This window comes from Nocardiopsis codii (assembly GCF_036327455.1).
In the GTDB taxonomy this organism is placed as follows: domain Bacteria; phylum Actinomycetota; class Actinomycetes; order Streptosporangiales; family Streptosporangiaceae; genus Nocardiopsis; species Nocardiopsis codii.
In genome coordinates this window covers 42281-59392 of sequence record NZ_JAUZMY010000025.1, presented here as the reverse complement: position 1 = coordinate 59392, position 17112 = coordinate 42281, and the positions used below count along the sequence as shown (strand labels likewise).

15 protein-coding genes are annotated in these 17112 nt (G+C 74.2%); 7 read left to right on the top strand and 8 right to left on the bottom strand.

The genetic code is table 11. The features are described 5' to 3' along the window. Nucleotides 1–203: 203 nt before the first annotated feature. Entirely contained in the window at nt 204–638 is a 435-nt protein-coding gene (locus Q8791_RS22680) for an Rv3235 family protein (RefSeq protein ID WP_330093793.1), read from the bottom strand. A gap of 506 nt (nt 639–1144) precedes the next feature. Between Q8791_RS22680 and Q8791_RS22675 the strand changes: the two genes are divergently transcribed. From Q8791_RS22675 to Q8791_RS22645, 7 genes are all read left to right on the top strand, one after another. After that, on the top strand, nt 1145–1969 hold the full coding sequence (locus tag Q8791_RS22675) for a glycerophosphodiester phosphodiesterase (protein ID WP_330093792.1): 825 nt from the start codon (nt 1145–1147) through the stop codon (nt 1967–1969). 5 nt (nt 1970–1974) lie between these two features. Then, on the top strand, nt 1975–3381 hold the full coding sequence (locus tag Q8791_RS22670; RefSeq protein ID WP_330093791.1) for an MFS transporter: 1407 nt from the start codon (nt 1975–1977) through the stop codon (nt 3379–3381). 222 nt (nt 3382–3603) lie between these two features. Then, complete coding sequence (locus Q8791_RS22665; protein ID WP_330093790.1) at nt 3604–4113, top strand: flavoprotein; 510 nt, start codon at nt 3604–3606, stop codon at nt 4111–4113. A 53-nt stretch (nt 4114–4166) separates the two neighbouring features. After that, a complete protein-coding gene (locus Q8791_RS22660) occupies nt 4167–4340 on the top strand; it encodes a DUF397 domain-containing protein (RefSeq protein ID WP_330093789.1) in 174 nt (57 codons plus the stop codon). A 301-nt stretch (nt 4341–4641) separates the two neighbouring features. After that, nucleotides 4642–7629 (top strand): DEAD/DEAH box helicase, encoded by a 2988-nt coding sequence (locus Q8791_RS22655; protein ID WP_330093788.1) that lies wholly within the window; start codon nt 4642–4644, stop codon nt 7627–7629. Beyond that, nucleotides 7626–8405 carry an SWIM zinc finger family protein gene (locus Q8791_RS22650; RefSeq protein WP_330093787.1) on the top strand — a complete coding sequence of 260 codons (780 nt, stop codon included), beginning with the start codon at nt 7626–7628 and terminating at the stop codon, nt 8403–8405. Before Q8791_RS22655 ends, Q8791_RS22650 begins: the two co-directional genes overlap by 4 nt. Before the next feature lie 613 nt (nt 8406–9018). Then, on the top strand, nt 9019–9858 hold the full coding sequence (locus Q8791_RS22645; RefSeq protein WP_330093786.1) for an SAM-dependent methyltransferase: 840 nt from the start codon (nt 9019–9021) through the stop codon (nt 9856–9858). A gap of 164 nt (nt 9859–10022) precedes the next feature. Here the strand turns inward: Q8791_RS22645 and pcaDC are convergent, their stop codons facing one another. The 7 genes from pcaDC to Q8791_RS22610 all read right to left on the bottom strand — a co-directional run bounded on the left by pcaDC (nt 10023) and on the right by Q8791_RS22610 (nt 17064). After that, the gene (gene pcaDC, locus Q8791_RS22640) at nt 10023–11156 is read right to left on the bottom strand and encodes a bifunctional 3-oxoadipate enol-lactonase/4-carboxymuconolactone decarboxylase PcaDC (protein WP_330093785.1); all 1134 of its coding nucleotides are present in this window, start codon (nt 11154–11156) and stop codon (nt 10023–10025) included. Next, on the bottom strand, nt 11146–12699 hold the full coding sequence (gene pcaB / locus Q8791_RS22635) for a 3-carboxy-cis,cis-muconate cycloisomerase (protein WP_330093784.1): 1554 nt from the start codon (nt 12697–12699) through the stop codon (nt 11146–11148). The genes pcaDC and pcaB overlap by 11 nt, the downstream gene beginning before the upstream one ends. A 12-nt stretch (nt 12700–12711) precedes the next feature. Beyond that, nucleotides 12712–13275 (bottom strand): protocatechuate 3,4-dioxygenase subunit alpha, encoded by a 564-nt coding sequence (gene pcaG, locus Q8791_RS22630; RefSeq protein ID WP_330093783.1) that lies wholly within the window; start codon nt 13273–13275, stop codon nt 12712–12714. Next, nucleotides 13272–14036: a protocatechuate 3,4-dioxygenase subunit beta gene (pcaH, locus tag Q8791_RS22625; RefSeq protein ID WP_330093782.1), complete on the bottom strand. Its 765-nt coding sequence runs from the start codon at nt 14034–14036 to the stop codon at nt 13272–13274. The genes pcaG and pcaH overlap by 4 nt, the downstream gene beginning before the upstream one ends. 141 nt (nt 14037–14177) lie before the next feature. Then, on the bottom strand, nt 14178–15356 hold the full coding sequence (locus Q8791_RS22620; RefSeq protein ID WP_330093781.1) for a thiolase family protein: 1179 nt from the start codon (nt 15354–15356) through the stop codon (nt 14178–14180). A gap of 101 nt (nt 15357–15457) precedes the next feature. Then, nucleotides 15458–16213, bottom strand: coding sequence for a CoA-transferase subunit beta (locus Q8791_RS22615; protein ID WP_330093780.1), 756 nt, complete (start codon nt 16211–16213; stop codon nt 15458–15460). After that, nucleotides 16210–17064 (bottom strand): CoA transferase subunit A, encoded by an 855-nt coding sequence (locus Q8791_RS22610; RefSeq protein ID WP_330093779.1) that lies wholly within the window; start codon nt 17062–17064, stop codon nt 16210–16212. Before Q8791_RS22610 ends, Q8791_RS22615 begins: the two co-directional genes overlap by 4 nt. Nucleotides 17065–17112: the final 48 nt, after the last annotated feature.

Genomic DNA, 17112 nt, shown 5'->3' with positions numbered 1-17112 from the left:
TTTGAACTGACACCCTCCACTGTGTCAACTCAAACTGACAAACCGGCGGTGACGCTTCCAGCGGGAGCGTCCGGCAACCGCACCCGGGGCCCGGCCTCCGCTCACGGGGATTCCGGACCCCGGCGGGCGCAGTCGGCCATCGACGGCCGCGCCCCCGGAGAAGCGCCGCCCGACGGCCTCCGCGCCCGGAACGCGGACACCGCTCACGGGGACCGCACCACCGGCACCCCGCTCCGGCTCCGGACGGCACCGTCGGTCTCCAACCGGGTGCACACCCACCGCCCCTCCTCCCTCCGCGCCCGGAACGCGAACACCCGGGACCGCCGGTCACAACCGATCACCGCACTGGCCTCCACCTCGACCGCGCCCGTCCCGTCGTCCACCGCCTGGTGGAACACCCTCGACAGGCGTGGCGTCAGCCCGCAGGGGATCGCCCCCCGCAGACGGCGCAGCTCCTCACGGACCGGCACGGCCAACTGGTCCCGCAGCACCTCCGGCGCACGGCGGCCCACCAGGACCTCCGCCAGGCGCTGCGCCAACAGGTGAACGCCGCCGGGCGTGCGGTGGCCGGCGAGCAGCGGCGCACCGCACCGCCCCACCGGACCGCCGTGGAGCGGGTCACGGGCCGGAGTCCGCACCGGACGCCCTCCCCCGGTCAGGGGTTGGCGCCCGGCCGGAGCCTGGCGGGAACCCGCGTGCCGACGTGCGCCGCCGGCCCGGTGGGCCGCCGACAGGGCACGGACGGCCCCGTTCCGCACCACGGGATCACCCCCCTGACCTGCGGTCGAGCGCGCCGCGGACACGGCATGGGGGGCGGGGCCGGAGCGGCTCGCCGCCGGACGGCCGGCCCCCGCGAGCCCCGGAACGGGGCCCGGGGCCTCGCAACCGGAGGCGGGCGCCGACCTCCGACGCGGTGCCCCCGGGAGACCCGACAGGTCCCGGTGGCACCCGGAGAGCGGACAGCGGTGACGGGGAGGGGTGTGCGACATGAACGGGTCCCTTCGGCGAGGATGACGTCCGGCTTCACCCCTCCACAGAGCACTCCGCACACCGCCCGACCCACCGGGCATTCCAGGTTTCGCGACGTCTCCGCGACGGCACCGCGGCGGGCGCGCCGCACACCGGAGCAGGCATACTGCAAGGCGTGACTCACGCGTACCTTTCCTCCCCCGTGCCCGTGGCGCTCGCCCACCGAGGCGGATGGCTCACCGACGACCAGGGCGTGCGCAGCACCGAACTGGAGAACACGGCGGTGGCCTTCCAGCACGCCGTCGACCTCGGCTACACCTACCTGGAGACGGACGTCCACGCCACCAGCGACGGCGTCCTCATGGCCTTCCACGACCGGACGCTGGACCGCACCACCGACCGCGGGGGCGCCATCGGCGACCTGCCCTTCAGCGAGGTCTCACGCGCCCGCGTGGGCGGACGCGAACCGGTACCGCTCCTGGAGGACCTGCTCGGCTCCTGGCCCTCAGCCCGGTTCAACATCGACCTGAAGGCCGACGCCGCCGTCCTCCCCCTCATCAGGGTCCTGCGCCGCACCGGCGCCTGGGACCGCGTGTGCGTGGGCTCCTTCGACCAGCAGCGCCTGGACCTGGCACGGCGGCTCTTCGACCGCCCCGTCGCCACCTCCTGCGGCCCCGCGGACGTGGTCCGACTGCGCGTCGCCTCCCTGTCGCCGCTGCTGCGCCCCCTGGCGAGCCGCGCCCCCGTGTGCGCCCAGATCCCCCTGTGGCAGGGCTCCTTCCCCGTGCTGAGCAGGGACCTGATCCGCACCGCCCACCGTCTGGGCATCCAGGTCCACGTGTGGACCGTCAACGACCCCCAGGTGATGGAGCGCCTGCTCAACGCGGGCGTCGACGGCATCGTCACCGACAACACCACCGCGCTCAAGCGACTCCTCGCCGACCGCGGCCAGTGGGCGGACCGCGCCACAGCCGCCGGCAGAACCCTCCAGAACGGATAACCCCCATGGGCGACCCCACGGTGGCGGCGGCCGACAACGCCCCCTCCAGCGACCCGGCGCAGCGCCGACGCGAGCAGCGCGGCTGGTACCTGTACGACTGGGCCAACTCGGTGTTCATCACCTCGGTGGTGACGGTCCTGATCGGCCCCTACCTGAGCAACCTGGCCTGCGTGTCGGCCGGGGCGCCCGACGCCGCGTCCTGTCTGGACCCGTCGCTGACCGTCGCGCCGCTCGGGCTGGACTTCCTCACCCTCCATCCGAACGCGCTCTACCCCGCGCTGACCACGGTCGCGATCCTTCTCCAGATCATCTGCCTGCCGGTCGTCGGCGCGATGGTCGACGAGTCCCGCCACAAGAAGCGGTGGCTGTTCTGGCTGGCCCTCACCGGGTCGCTGTGCACGGTCGGGCTGTACTTCGCCACCGACGGGTACCTGCTCGCATCGCTGCTGTTCATCCTGGCGAACCTGCTGTACGGCCTCTCGATCGTGGTGTACAACGCGTTCCTGCCGGAGATCTCCACCCCCGACGAGCGCGACCGCGTGTCGGTGGCGGGGTGGGGCATCGGCTACCTGGGCGGCGCGATCCTGCTGGCCGTGCACCTGGGCCTGGTGGTCAGCGCCGACTCGCTGGGGATCGGGGCGGACGACGCGGCGCGGATCGCGTTCGCGTCCTGCGGCATCTGGTGGGCGGGCTTCACCGTCCTGGCGATCAGGCCGCTGCGCAACAGGTTCGGGGCGCTGGCCGCGCGCGGACGGGGGCGGCCCAGGGTCGGGCGGTCGATCCGCGAGTTCGGGCACACGCTCAAGGACATGCGCAAGTATCCGAACACGGTCCTGTTCCTGCTGGCCTTTATCTTCTTCAACGACGGCGTGCAGGCGGCGATCCGCTACGCGGCGCCGTTCGCGACCCAGGACCTCGGGTTGCAGCAGGACATCCTCATCGTGACGATCCTCGTGATCCAGTTCGTGGCCTTCGGGGGCGCGTTCCTGACGGGGTGGGTCGCCCGCTTCCTCGGGACGAAGAACACGGTCCTGGCGTCCCTCGTCGTGTGGGGCGCGCTGGTGGCGACGGCGTACTTCCTGCCGGCGGGGAACGTGCCTCTGTTCATCGCCATGGGGGTGGGCATCGGCCTCGTGCTGGGCGGGACGCAGTCGCTGGCGAGGTCGATGTACTCCCAGCTCATCCCGAAGGGCAAGGAGGCGGAGTACTTCAGCCTCTTCCAGATCTCGGACCGGGGGTCCACGTTCCTGGGATCGCTGACGGTGACGATCGCGGTGTCCCTGACCGGCGGGTACCGGGTGGCGATCCTGTCCCTCATCGCGTTCTTCGTCCTCGGCGGAGTCCTGCTGTGGCGGACGCGCATGCGCGAGGGGATCATCGCGGTCGGCAACGAGGTGCCGAAGAACCTGTGACCGCCTCGTCGTGGACGGGTCCTGGTCGTGTGCCGGGGCCCGTCGGTGTTTGACGAAACACCACCTTTACGACGTAGATTCATACGACCGCCGAGTCCCGACCGCGACGACCGCCCTCCCCCTGGCCGCCCCGCCCCCGCCGCTGCTCCGGGCGGGGCGCGCGAGCGAGAGCCCCGGGGACGTCGGCCCCCCGCCACGCGGCCTCCCCCCTACACTGCCGCCATGGCGAAAACCCTCTACCTCGTCGTCTCCGGCGCGGCCGCACCCGAGGGTGCGCCGGACCTCGTCCGACGCCTCCAGTCGGACGGCTGGTCCGTCGTCTGCCTCTCCACTCCCCTGGGCCGGAGGTTCCACGACCCGGACGAACTGGAGCGGCTGACCGGGGAGCCGGTCCGGGTCGAGTACCGGATGCCCGGAACCGGAAGATCCCTGCCGCCGCCCGACCTGGTGCTCGCCTGCCCGCTCACCTTCAACAGCACCAACAAGTTCGCGAACGGCCACGCCGACAACTTCGCGATCGGGCTCCTGTGCGAGATGGTCGGCTACGAGGTGCCCACCGTCGTGGTCCCGAGCTGCAAACCACAGCTCGCGTCGCACCCGGCGTTCCGGCGCAGCCTCCGGACCCTCGCGTCGATCCCCTCCGTCACCGTCGTGCACGGCCGCGTCGCACCCGGCGGCGCCGGGCTCCCCAGCTGGGACGAGCTCGTGCGCACGGTGGACGAGCAGGGGTGACCCTGGCCGGAATCGGACACCGCACCCCCGGCGGGAACGGGTACACCACGGGGATGAGCGAACTCGCATTCTTCAAGTCCAGCCACAGCTCCCGCTCGGAGAACTGTGTGGAGGTGGCGGACCTTCCCACCGGCGCCGTCATCCGCGACTCCCGGAACCCCGACGAAGGCCACCTCGACGTCTCCCACCGGGAGTGGACGGCGTTCCTCGACACGACGCGGCGCTGACCTCCGCGGACGGGGCCTCCCCACCCGGGCGGCTTCACCCCCGTCGTGATCGTCGGCGCCGCCGCGAAGGGCGCTTCGGGCCCGCGCAGGGCACGACGCAGGCTCCACGTCCCGACTCCGCGCAGCCCCGTTCTCAGGGCCCGCAGGAGGTGACCTGCGCAGACGCGGGACGCCGCCCGAGCCGAGGCCGGAGACACCACCGGGACGCGGCCCGGGGCCACCGCCGTACACCGCGGTCACGGGCTGTCGGTGGGCACCGCGATACTGGGGCCGACAGGCAACGGGGAACGCGGGAGGTGCTGTGCGGGTCGTGCACGGCGTGTGGATCGGGGACGCTCTGGCGGTCTGGGGGGAATCCGACGCACCGGCCCGCGAGGACGGCGGCGACGGGCCGCCTCCCCCGCGACCGCACCCGTTCGCCGCGTCACCCGCCGAACTGCGCACCCTTCCCGGTACCGGGGACGCCCGCACCCTGGACCTCGAACTCACCCTCCCCGGCGACACCGGCGCTCCCTTCCCCTCCACGGCGTCCGACGAGGAACCGGCCGCCTTCCACCCCTGGCGCGTCCCCGCGCTGCGCCTGTCCCCGGCAGGGGCCGACGCCTTCCTCGCAGCCGTCCCCACAGCGCTGACCGGCCCGTCCCTCGTCCACCTGGCAGCCGTCCGGGACTTCGCCGAGCAGCTCGTCACCTCCGGGTGCGTCCTCCCCGACCTGGTCGGGAGCCCGCCCCGCGCGCGCTGGCGCCCAGCCCCGACGGACTGGGCCGAGGAGCACCTGTCCGCGCTCACCGCCGCCCTCCCCGCCTCCTCCAGGGCCCACATGCCCGGCGAGTCCGCCGACCGCGCCGCACGCTCCTGCGTACTCGCCCCCCTCGAACTCCTCACCGACGCGGTCGCCCGCCGCCTGGCCGTCCGGCCCCGCCGCCGTGCACCCGAGCACGACGAGGACCGGGCCACACCGGGGCGGCGCCTCGCGGCCGCCCTCACCGGCGACCACCCCGGCGTGGACGCCGACACCGCCGACCGCCTGCGCGGCCCCCTACGGGACTGGCGCTCCCGGCTGCGCGGCGCGGGACGCGCCACCCTCCTCCTCGTCCTGCGCGAACCCGAGCGCGGCGGCCCCTGGACGGTCGAGTTCTGGGTCCGCTCGGTCTCCGACCCCGGGCTGCGCCTCCCCCTCGAACAGGTCTGGCTGGGCGAGGGCGCCGCCTGGCTCCCCGCCGACGTGGGCGCCACCGCCCTCTCCGACCTCGCCCGCGCCGCCCGCCACTACCCCCGCCTGCGGCGCGCGCTGCGCGACCTCGCCCCCGCCCGGCTGATGCTCACCACCGAGGACGCCCAGGAGTTCGTCTCCGGCGCCGCGCCCCGCCTGACGGCGGCCGGGTTCGCGGTGGTCCTCCCCGAGTGGAGCGGCCGGCGCGAACTCGGCCTGCGTGTGACCGTGGAGGAGGCCAAGCCCCAGCGGCGCCGGGGCAAGGGCGGTGTGAGCCCCTCCGACCTGGTCAACGTGTCCTTCGAGGCGCTCCTGCGCGGGACGGGGGCCGACGCGGGGGCGGAGGCCGCCGACCCCCTGTCCGACGACGAGCTGGCCGAACTCGCCGAGCTGGCCCGTCTCAAGCGCTCCCTGGTGCGCGTGCGGGGCCGGTGGTTGGAGATGGACCCCGACCGCGTCACCGCGGCCCTGGACCTGGTCACCCGGCGCGGCGGCCACCGCATGCGCACCGACGAGGCGCTGCGCACCGCCATCGGCGTGGCGGGTACCGCCCCCCTCCCGGTGGGCGACGTGGTCGCCGACGGCCCGTTGGGCGCGCTGCTGGACGGCGGTGCCAAGGCGCAGCCCCGGCCGATGGGCACCCCGACGGGCTTCGAGGGGACGCTGCGCCCCTACCAGGACCGGGGTTCGGCCTGGCTGCGCTTCCTCGGCGAACTCGGACTGGGCGCCGTCCTCGCCGACGACATGGGCCTGGGCAAGACCGTGCAGCTGCTCGCCCTGCTCACCGACGAACGCCTCCGCGACCCGGCGCCCGGCCCCACCCTCCTGGTGTGCCCGGTGTCGCTGGTGGGCAACTGGCGGCGGGAGGCGGAGAGGTTCGCGCCCGCCCTGCGGGTGCACGTCCACCACGGCCCGGACCGGCCGACCGGCAACGCGCTGGCCCGCCTGGTGGGCGGCTGCGACCTGGTGGTGACCACCTACGGCGTGGTCACCCGGGACTCCGACGAGCTCGCGGGCATGCCCTGGCACCGGATCGTGTGCGACGAGGCCCAGGCCCTCAAGAACCACGGGACCCGCCAGGCTGTGGCGGTGCGCTCCCTGCCCTCGGCCACGCGTATCGCGCTGACCGGCACACCGGTGGAGAACAACCTGGGCGAGCTGTGGTCGATCATGGACTTCGCCAACCCCGGCCTCCTGGGGACGGCGGCCGCGTTCGAGCAGGCGGTCACCGGTGAGGACGGCCCCGACACCGGCCTGGTGCGCCGGATGACGGGTCCGTTCGTGCTGCGCCGCCTCAAGACCGACCGGTCGATCATCGCCGACCTGCCCGAGAAGATGGAGATGCGCACCTGGTGCACCCTCACCCCGGAGCAGGCCTCGCTGTACAAGGCCGTGGTCGACGAGATGGCGGAGCGGATGGCGGAGGCCACCGAGAAGGAGCGCAAGGGCCTGGTCCTGGCGACCATGTCGCGGCTCAAGCAGATCTGCAACCACCCGGCCCAGTTCCTCGGGGACGGTTCGGCCCTGGCGGGCCGCTCGGGCAAGCTCGACCGGTTGGAGGCGATCCTGGGCGAGGCCGTGGCCGAGGGGGACAAGGCGCTGTGCTTTACCCAGTACGCGCGGTTCGGTGACCGGCTGGAGCCCTACCTGCGCTCCCGTCTGGGGGTCCCGGTGCTGTGGCTGCACGGTGGTACTCCGCGTGCCGCGCGGGAGGAGATGACCCGGCGCTTCCAGAGCATGGAGGGGCCCGCGGTGTTCCTGCTCTCGCTCAAGGCGGCCGGGACGGGGCTGAACCTGACGGCGGCCAACCACGTGGTGCACGTGGACCGGTGGTGGAACCCCGCGGTCGAGAACCAGGCCACCGACCGCGCGTTCCGGATCGGTCAGCGGCGGGACGTGCAGGTGCGCAAGATGGTGTGCGTGGGCACGGTCGAGGAGCGGGTGGACGAGATGATCGAACGCAAGAGCGCGCTCGCGGACAGCGCGGTCGCCACCGGTGAGCAGTGGCTGGCGTCGCTGTCGGTGGAGGACCTGCGGGAGGTCGTGCGGCTGGGTCCGGAGGCGGTGGCCGGATGAGCACGTGGTCGGAGCTTCTCGCCGAGTCCCTGGGGGTGCCCGCCGGGGCGCCCGGCTCCGGACCGGGCGCCGCGGTGGAGCGGCTGGCGGTGCGTCCCGGTGAGGTGGCGGCGCGGGTGCGGGACGCGGGTGGCCGCGGGGGCGCGCACGAGGTGAGTCTGATCCGTCCGGTGCCGCCCGAGGCCGAGTGGGAGCGCGTGTGCGCCGCGCTGGCCTCCCAGCCGGTGTTCCGGGCCCGGATCCTGGCGGAGGATCTGCCCGTGGCGGTCGACCGCGTGTTCGCCCTGCTGGGGTGGGACCTGGTGCCCCGGGGCTGGGACCCGCTGGTGGCCACGTGCTCGTGTGAGCGGTGGGAGTCCAGGTGCGCCCACCTGGACGCTGTCGTGGCGGCCCTGGGCGCGGAGGCCGACCGGGACCCGTTCGCGCTGACCCGGTGGCTCGGCTGTGACCGCCGTGCTCTGGTGGCCCGGGTGAGAACGCTTTCCCCCACCGCCGCGAATGGACTCCCGGCGACGGGGGAGACATTTCTCGGGAACGGCGCGGAGGCGTCGGTCGGAGTTCGGGGCCGGGACGGCTCCCCTGCCGCGGGCACGTACCGGCGCCCGTTCCCCCTGCCGTCGCCGGACGCCGCCGACTCCTCGGCCGCCGTGTTCTGGTCCGCGCCCGCGGTCCCGTCCCCGCCGGTCCCGCCGAGCGGTGCGGGTGAGCGCGTCAGGGCCTCCGCTCCCGGGCTCGTGGCCGACGAGGTGCCCGGGTTCGACCGCCCCGGAACATGAGGCTTCGGCGGCGAATACACACTTTCCGCTTTCCTTCGGAAAACGCCGGTAAGCGCGGCGAATCGCGGTTACGATTCGCCTGAAGATCGCTGCACGGATTTCCCGCCGAAAGGCGGTCCCCCGCGCCGGGGGACGGGAATCCGCGCACAGACCAGCGATCGGCGCGCTCGCGCGGGCAGAACGAGGGAGGTGACCGATGGCGGCCCTGATCCACGCCGGGCCGGCGGCCCGTCCCGGACCGCTTTCCGGACTCCGCTCCCTGCTCGCCTCCGCATCCCGGGACTCCCGCGTGTTCTCCGCGCTGCGGGGCCGGGCCACCGCCTCCACACCCCGAAGCGGCCCCGACCCGTACGACGGCCGGTGCGGCGACGCCCCGGAAGCCACCCGGCGGCACCGCGCCGCGGCTGCCGCGACCGGCCCGTCACACCCCTCTCGGAGTTCCGGCGGCTCCGCACCCGGAGCCCCGCGCTCCACGACGGCGCCCCCATCGCGGGGACCCGCCACCGCTGTGTCGGCCCGCACGGGCGGGCCGACGGGTACGCGTACACGACGAAGAAGGAGGCAGGGGCCCCCTCTACCCGGCCCGCAGGCCGGGTACCGCCCCAGACATCTGATGGAAGAGCGCTTCCCCCCGGACATCGACATGGAAACCCCCAGCATCGCGCGCATGTACGACTACCTGCTGGGTGGCAAGGACAACTTCGAGGCGGATCGGAAGGCCTGCGAAGTGCTCGCGTCGGGCATTCCCGAACTCGTCTCCTTCGCGAACGACAACCGCGCCTACCTCTCCCGGGCCGTCGAGTACGTGGCGTCCCAGGGCGTGGAGCAGTTCCTGGACCTGGGAGCGGGGCTTCCCACCGCCAACAACACCCACCACGTGGCGCAGCGCGCCAACCCGCACGCCCGGGTGGTCTACGTCGACCACGACCCCATCGTGCTCGCGCACGGTCGGGCGCTGATCAACGACAGCGCGGAGACGGCGTTCCTGCTGTCGGACATCCGGGACACGGACCGGATCCTCGGTGCGCCCGAGACGCAGCGGCTGATCGACACCGACCTGCCCGTGTGCGTGATGCTGGTGTCCCTGCTGCACTGCCTGCCGGACCATGACGACCCGTTCGGCATGGTGCGCAGGCTGCTGGACCGGCTCGCGCCGGGGTCCTGCGTCATCTTCTCCCACATCGTCTCCGACGACCCGGCCTCGGGCGTGTGGCTGACCGACCAGATCCTCTCCTTCGGTACGCCGTGGGGCCGGGTGCGCAGCCCGGAGGAGGCCTCCGTGGTCTTCGAGGGGCTCGAACTGGCCAGCCCGTGGGGCGACGGGCGCGACGAGGACGGGCCCCGCGCCGTGGACTGCGCTTCCTGGCGCCACCCCGACGTCGACCCCCGGTTCCGGCCGGACGACCCCGGGGTGAAGCTGTGGGAGCTGGCGGGGGTCGCGTTCAAGCGCTGACCCGGGCCGTGCCGCCGGGCGGCTCGCGCCCCCGGCGGCGGTAGGCGGCGCCCGTGTCGGCGGCGCGGTCACCGACGGACCGCGCCGCCGGGCGGTGCACGGGCCCCGGCGGGCTCGCGGCGGGCTCGCGGCGGGCTCGCGGCGGGCTCGCGGCGGGCTCGCGGTCAGGCGTCCTCGGCGAAGACCTTCTGGGCGATGGCGAACGCCTTGTTCGCGGCGGGGACGCCGCAGTAGATCGCCGACTGGAGGAAGACCTCGCCGATCTCGTCGGGGGTCAGTCCGTTGCGCAGCGCGGCGCGTACGTGCATGGCCACCTCGTCCCAGTGGCCGTGGGCGACCAGTGCTGTGAGCACCATGCAGCTGCGGGTGCGCCGGTCCAGGCCCGGACGGGTCCAGACCTCCCCCCACGCGTAGCGGGTGATCAGGTCCTGGAACGGCTCGGTGAACCCGGTCGTGCGGGCCTGGGCCCTGTCCACGTGCGCGTCGCCCAGGACGCTCCGGCGTACCCGCATCCCCGACGCGTGGCGGTCGGCGGACGCGAAGTGCTGGGTGAGGAGCGTGTTCACCTTGGCGGCCTGTTGCCAGGACAGCAGGTGCGCGGCGTCGTCCAGCACCACCAGGCGGGAGTGCGGGATGCGCCCGGTGATGAGTTCGGCGTGGTCCGCGGGCGGGGTGGAGGGGTCGTCGGCGCCCGCGACGACCAGGGTCGGGGCGGTGACGCGGTGCAGGTCCTCGCGCAGGTCGTAGGTCTCGATGGCGCCGCAGCAGCCCGCGTACCCCTCCGGGTCGGTGGCGGCGATCTGGTCGCGCAACCGGGCGACGTCGTGGGGGTTGTCCTCGGTGAAGCCGGGGGTGAACCAGCGTTCCATGACGGAGTCGGCCACCGCGGCGGTGCCCTGTGCGCGCACCAGGGCGGCCCTGTCCCGCCAGTTGCCGGCCGGGCCCATGTAGGGGGAGGTGGCCAGCAGCGCGAGGTGGGCGATGCGCTCGGGATGGTGGACGGCCAGCCACTGGCCGACCATGCCGCCGATGGACAGGCCCGCGTAGTGGGCGCGGTGGATGCCCAGCCGGTCCATCAGGGCGACGACGTCGCCCCCGAGGTCGGCCATCGAGTAGGGGCCTTCGGGGACGGGTGAGAGCCCGTGGCCGCGGTGGTCGAAGCGGATCACCCTGAAGACGGTGGACAGCGCCTCGACCTGTGGTTCCCACATGTCCGCCGTGGTGCCGAGGGACCCTCCGAGGAGCAGCGGCGGCGCGTCGGCGGGGCCGCTCTCGACGTGGTGCAGGTCAACGCTCATGGGTTCGCTCTCCGTTGTCGGTGTGGTCTGTGTCCGTCCCGGTCGTGGCCCCGGGGGCGCCGGGTGCCGGCGCCTTGGACGCCGTGCCGGTCGCGGGCGTCCCGGCCGCAGGGTGTGCTCCCGTCCCCTCGGACGCGCCGGGCTCCGTACCCGTCGCCCGGGCCCGGGGTGCCGGGGAGGCCTCCGGGGTGGTGGCCGCCCCGGCTTCCCCGCCCGTTCGGGGTCCGGCGACCCGGTCGGCGAACTCCGTCGCCGCGCCCAGGTAGCCGGTGGGGTCCAGCAGCGCGTGGATCCTCTCCCTGGTGCGGACTCCCCCGAGGCGCTCGGTGAGGACGTCGGCCAGGTCGCGGTCGCGGGAGACAGCTTCCCGGCACGCGTCGGCGACCAGGCGGTGGGCGTCCATGCGGCCGAGTTCGGGGGCGAGGTCGGTGGTGACGCGCTCGGACAGGGCCAGTCCCCGGGTGGCGTCGAGGTTGGCCCGCATCCGCTCGGGGACGACCCTGAGCCGGGAGGCGCTGGTACGCAGCCAGGAGACGGCGCCGCCGGTGCGGCGGAGCAGGTCGGTGAGGGGCAGCCACTCGGCGTGCCAGCTGCCCGCGGCCCGCTGGTGTTCCTGGATCTGGGCGGCGAACAGGTTCGCGACGAGCCCCGGCGCCTGGCGGGCGCAGGCCAGCGCGCTGACGGCCGCGACGGGGTTGCGCTTGTGCGGCAGGGTGGAGGATCCGCCGACGCCGGGGCCGCCGTCCTCGACCAGCTCGCCGACCTCGGTCTGGGCGAGCAGGACGACGTCCTGGGCCGCGGTGCCCGCCGCGCCGCAGATCCGGCCCAGGGCCGCGGCGAGTTCGGCGATCCGGCCGCGCTCGGTGTGCCAGGGCAGGACGGGCTCGGCCAGGTCCAGGCGTGCGGCCAGGGCCGCGGTGACGGCGGGGCCGTCCCGGCCCAGGGAGGCGAGGGTGCCGACGGCGCCGCCGAGCTGTACGGCCAGGCGGCGGGTGAGCACGTGGTCGAGCTGGTCGGCGGCCTCGGACAGCCCGTTGGCCCATCCGGCGGCGACGGCCCCGAAGGTCGTGGGCAGGGCCTGCTGGAGCAGGGTGCGGCCCGGCATGGGCGTGGCGCGGTGGGTCCCGGCGAGGTGGCGCAGCTCGTCGGCGAGCTCCCGCAGGTCGGCCAGGAGGACGCCGCCCGCGCGCCGGGCGACCAGCATGGCCGCGGTGTCCAGGACGTCCTGGCTGGTGGCTCCCCGGTGCACGTGGCGGGCGGCGTCGGGGTCGACGGCGCGGACGTGTCCTGTGAGCTCCTTGACCAGGGGGATCACGGGGTTTCCGCCACCCGCGGCGGCCCGCCCGAGCCCGGCCGGGTCGTAGCGGTCCGCGGTGCAGGCGGCGGCGATGCTCTCCGCCCGGTCCCGTGCGAGCCCCCCGGTGTCGGCGAGGGCGTGCGCGAGGGCCGCCTCCACGTCGAGGAGTGCCTGGAGCCAGGCGATGTCGTCGGTGGCCCCGGCCACGGGGCCGTGGTCGAGGACACCGTCGAACAGGCCGGTCATGGAGGTTCCTTGCTAGATGTCGAAGAAGACGGTCTCCCCGTCGCCCTGGATGCGGATGTCGAAACGGTATCCGTCCGACGCCGCCTCCGCGACGAGGGTGGCGCGGGCGCCGGGGTCGTCGATGCTGTTCAGCACCGGGTCGGCGGCGTTGGCGGCCTCCTCCTCCGGAAAGTACAGGCGGGTGACGACCCGGTGCAGCATGCCGCGCGCGAACAGGGAGACGTCGATGTGGGGCGCCTGGTCGCCGTGGGGGCCGGGGACGGTGCCGGGTTTGAGGGTGTGGATGCCGTAGCCGCCGTCGGCTCCGGTGGGGCAGCGGCCGAAGGCGCGGAATCCGGGGTAGGCGCGTGCCCCGCGCGGGTCGTCGGGGTGGTCGAAGCGGCCGTCGGGGTCGGCCTGCCAGGTCTCCACGAGGGCGTCTGTGACGGGCTGTCCGGCCCCGTCGTAGACGGTGCCGCGGATCCAGACCGCGCCCGGGGCGCCCTCGGCGGCGGCGAGGGGGCCGTCGGGCCAGGGCAGGCCGATGTGGAGGTAGGGGCCGACCGTCTGCGCCGGGGTGGTGGGGTGGGTGCTCACTCGTCGTCCTCCAGGATCTCCTCGTCGGACTCGAACGGGGTCTGTTCGCGTCCGCGCAGCACGATGTCCCAGCGGTAGGCCAGGGCCCACTCGGGTTCGGTGGCGTCGTAGTCGAACCTGGCGAGCATGCGCTCGCGGGCCCGGGGGTCGGGTACCGAGTTCCACATGGGGTCCTGGAAGAACAGCGGGTCGTCGGGGAAGTACATCTGGGTGACGAGGCGCTGGGTGAAGGCCCTGCCGAAGAGGGAGAAGTGGATGTGGGCGGGCCGCCAGGCGTTCCGGTGGTTCTTCCAGGGGTAGGCGCCGGGCCGGACGGTGACGAACCGGTAGCGGCCCTCGGCGTCGGTCATGGCGCGGCCGACCCCGGTGAAGTGGGGGTCGAGGGGGGCGGGCCAGTTGTCGGCGGTGTGGCGGTAGCGGCCCCCGGCGTTGGCCTGCCAGATCTCCACGAGGGTGTGGGGCACGGCCGCGCCGTCGCTGTCGCGCACCTGCCCGTGCACGATGATGCGCTGGCCCTGGGGCTCCTCGTCGTGCTGGCGGGTGAGGTCGTGGTCGAGCGCGCCGACGCGGTCCTCGCCCAGGACGGGCGCGGTGACCTCGGTGAGCGTGTGCGGGAGCAGGGTGAGCGGGCGCCGGGGGTGGCGCAGCTCAGTGCTCAAGTAGCCCGGGTGGTCCAGCGGGGGGTGGGTGTCGTGGTCCCGGACGTAGCCGGGGACGTACAGCCCGGACGGCGTGCGGGCCGCGTCGGGGGTGGTGGACATGGCGGTCGTTCCTTCGTTCGTGCGGCACCGGCTCCCTGCGGTCCGCGGTGTGCGGGCGGTGGTCCCGGTGGTCGGCGTCCGGTGTCCGCGCCGCCCTCGCGGGGTGTGGGCCCCGCACCGGGGCGGCGGTGCGGTGGGGTCCTATGCGGCGTGCAGGACGACGGCGAGGCCCTGGCCGACGCCGATGCACAGTGCGGCCAGGCCCCATCCCCCTCCGCGGCGGTGCAGGTCGTGGGCGAGTGAGCCGAGGATACGCGCGCCGGAGGCGCCCAGGGGGTGACCGATGGCGATGGCCCCGCCGTGGCGGTTGACGATGTCGGGGTCCAGGCCCTTCCAGCTGCGGACGCACGCCAGGGACTGGGCGGCGAAGGCCTCGTTGAGTTCGACGGCGGTCAGGTCGCCCCAGCCGATCCCCGCGCGTTCGAGGGCGATCTCGGCGGCGCGGACGGGGCCGATGCCGAACACGTCGGGGTCGACCCCGGCGGCGCCGCGTCCGGCGATGCGGGCGAGGGGTTCCAGGCCGGCCGCGTCGGCGGCGGCGCGGTCGCCGAGGAGCAGGGCGGCGGCCCCGTCGTTGAGGGGGGAGGCGTTTCCGGCGGTGATGGTGCCCTCGGGGCGGAAGGCGGGCTTGAGTCCGGCGAGCTTGTCGGGGGAGCTCTCGCGGATGCTCTCGTCCCGGTCCAGGTGCGCGCCCTCGACCTGGACGATCTCGTCGTCGAAGACTCCGTCGGCCCAGGCCCTGGCGGCCCTGGCGTGGCTGTCGAGGGCGAAGGCGTCCTGGTCGGCCCGTGTGACGCCGTGCTGGGCGGCCAGTCCCTCGGTGGCCTCGCCGAGGGAGACGGTCCACCGTCCGGGCATGCGGGGGTTGACCATGCGCCAGCCCAGGGTGGTGGAGTGCAGGGTGGCGTCGGTGGCGGGGTGGCCCTTGGCGGGTTTGGGGAGCACCCAGGGGGCGCGGCTCATGGACTCCGCTCCCCCGGCCACGACCAGGGAGGCGTCTCCGGTCTGGATGGCGCGGGAGGCCTGGACGGCGGCCTCCATGCCGGAGCCGCAGAGGCGGTTGACGGTGACGCCGGGGACGGAGGTGGGCAGCCCGGCCAGGAGGGTGGCCATGCGGGCGACGTTGCGGTTCTCCTCTCCGGCGCCGTTGGCGTTGCCGAGGACGACCTCGTCGACGGCGGCGGGGTCGAGGCCGGGTGCGCGTCGCAGGAGTGAGCCGACGACGTGGGCCGCGAGGTCGTCGGGGCGGACGCCGGAGAGCGCGCCGCCGTACTTTCCGAAGGGTGTGCGGACGGCGTCGAGGACGTGGACGTCGGTCACCGTGGGCCTCCTGGTGGTGGTGCGGCCGGGGTGGGCCCGGCTGCGGGCGAACTGGAACCTAACACTGTTAGGTAACTGTAGGGCGGCACGTCCTCCGCCCCTCAGGCGGCCCCGGTCAGGGAACGCACCACGGACAGCTCGGCGTCGGTGGGCCGGGGGGTCACCACGAGGTCTTCGCTCACCCTCAGGTCCCACCCGGTCGCCTCCCGCACCGCGTCCACCCCGACCCCGGGGTGCACCCCGGTCAGGACGAGCTCCCGCGTGAGGGGGTCGGGCTCCAGGACGCCGAGGTCGGTGATCACCCGCACCGGCCCCGAGCCGCGCAGGCCCAGCCGTTCGCGGTCGCCCGGCCCGGAGCCGTGGCCGACCGAGGTGACGAAGTCGACCTTCTCCACGAAGGCCCGCCGGCTGTGCCGCATGATCACGACCACCTCCCGGCAGGAGGCGGCGATCTCGGGCGCGCCCCCCGCCCCGGGAAGGCGGACCTTCGGGGCGGCGTAGTCGCCGATCACGGTGGTGTTGATGTTGGCGTACCGGTCGAGCTGGGCGGCGCCGAGGAACCCGACGTCGATCCGCCCGGCCTGGAGCCAGTAGTTGAAGACCTCCGGGACCGAGACCACCGTGTCGGCGGTGTCGGCGAGGATGCCGTCGCCGATGGACAGCGGCAGGTGGTCGGGGACCGTGCCCAGGGTCCCGGACTCGTAGATCATCCACAGGCCGGGGGCGTGGGTGCGGCGGGCCACGTTGGCTGCGGTGCTGGGCAGCCCGATCCCGACGAAGCAGGACATGCCGTCGCGCAGGGAACGGGACGCGGTGACGGTCATGATCTCGTCGGACGTCCAGGTCACGGTGGTCACAGGCCCCTCCCGGCGGGCTCGGGGGTGGTCGGGTCGGCCTGGACGGAGGGTGCCGGGGCCGCGGTGAGGTCCGCCAGCCAGGCGGTGAAGGCCTCCCGGTCGCGGCCGACGGCGTCCCAGGCGCGGTAGGCCTCGTTGTCGCGCTCGTAGTAGCCGTGGGCGTAGGACGGCGCGGCGCCGCCGGGGGCGACGGCCACCCGGTCGACGACCCGCGCGGGGAGGATGACCTGGCCCGGGACGGGGTCGAGGGCGTCGACGACCTCCTCCACGGTGGCCAGGACCCGCTCGGCGGCGAGCGCGGCCTCCTTCTGGATGCCGGTGATGCCCCACAGCTGCACGTTGCCGTCGCGGTCGGCGCGCTGGGCGTGCACGACCGTCACGTCGGGGTTGATCGCGGGAACGGCGGCGAGCTCCTGCCCGCTGAAGGGGCAGGTGACGGTCTTGATGTTGGGGTTGTTCTCGACCAGATCGGTGCCGGTGTAGCCGCGCAGGATGGCGAAGGGCAGGCCGGAGGCTCCCGCCACGTAGCGGTTGGCCATGCCGGCGTGGCTGTGCTCCTCGATCTCCAGGGGGACGGGCCAGCCGTGGGTGACGGCGTCGCGGAAGCGGTGCAGCGAGCCCACCCCGGGGTTGCCGCCCCAGGAGAAGACGAGCCTGCTCGCGCACCCGGCGCCGATGAGCTGGTCGTAGACGATGTCGGGGGTCATGCGGACGAGGGTCAGGTCGCGCAGGCCCTGGCGGATGATCTCGTGCCCCGCCGCCACGGGGATGAGATGGGTGAACCCTTCCAGGGCGACGGTGTCGCCGTCGTGGACGAGTTCGCGTACCGCCTCGTCCAGGGGCACGATCATGGAGAGCTCCCGTTCGTATAGCGAATGCGTGTTCTCACAGCGAACATC

Bases quoted from the DNA above. Each gene is read 5' to 3' on its own strand.
- Q8791_RS22670 (WP_330093791.1), top strand. From the start codon at position 1,975: ATGGGCGACCCCACGGTGGCGGCGGCCGACAACGCCCCCTCCAGCGAC.
- Q8791_RS22665 (WP_330093790.1), top strand. From the start codon at position 3,604: ATGGCGAAAACCCTCTACCTCGTCGTCTCCGGCGCGGCCGCACCCGAG.
- Q8791_RS22660 (WP_330093789.1), top strand. From the start codon at position 4,167: ATGAGCGAACTCGCATTCTTCAAGTCCAGCCACAGCTCCCGCTCGGAG.
- Q8791_RS22650 (WP_330093787.1), top strand. From the start codon at position 7,626: ATGAGCACGTGGTCGGAGCTTCTCGCCGAGTCCCTGGGGGTGCCCGCC.
- Q8791_RS22645 (WP_330093786.1), top strand. From the start codon at position 9,019: ATGGAAGAGCGCTTCCCCCCGGACATCGACATGGAAACCCCCAGCATC.
- pcaDC (WP_330093785.1), bottom strand. From the start codon at position 11,156: ATGAGCGTTGACCTGCACCACGTCGAGAGCGGCCCCGCCGACGCGCCG.
- pcaB (WP_330093784.1), bottom strand. From the start codon at position 12,699: ATGACCGGCCTGTTCGACGGTGTCCTCGACCACGGCCCCGTGGCCGGG.
- pcaH (WP_330093782.1), bottom strand. From the start codon at position 14,036: ATGTCCACCACCCCCGACGCGGCCCGCACGCCGTCCGGGCTGTACGTC.
- Q8791_RS22610 (WP_330093779.1), bottom strand. From the start codon at position 17,064: ATGATCGTGCCCCTGGACGAGGCGGTACGCGAACTCGTCCACGACGGC.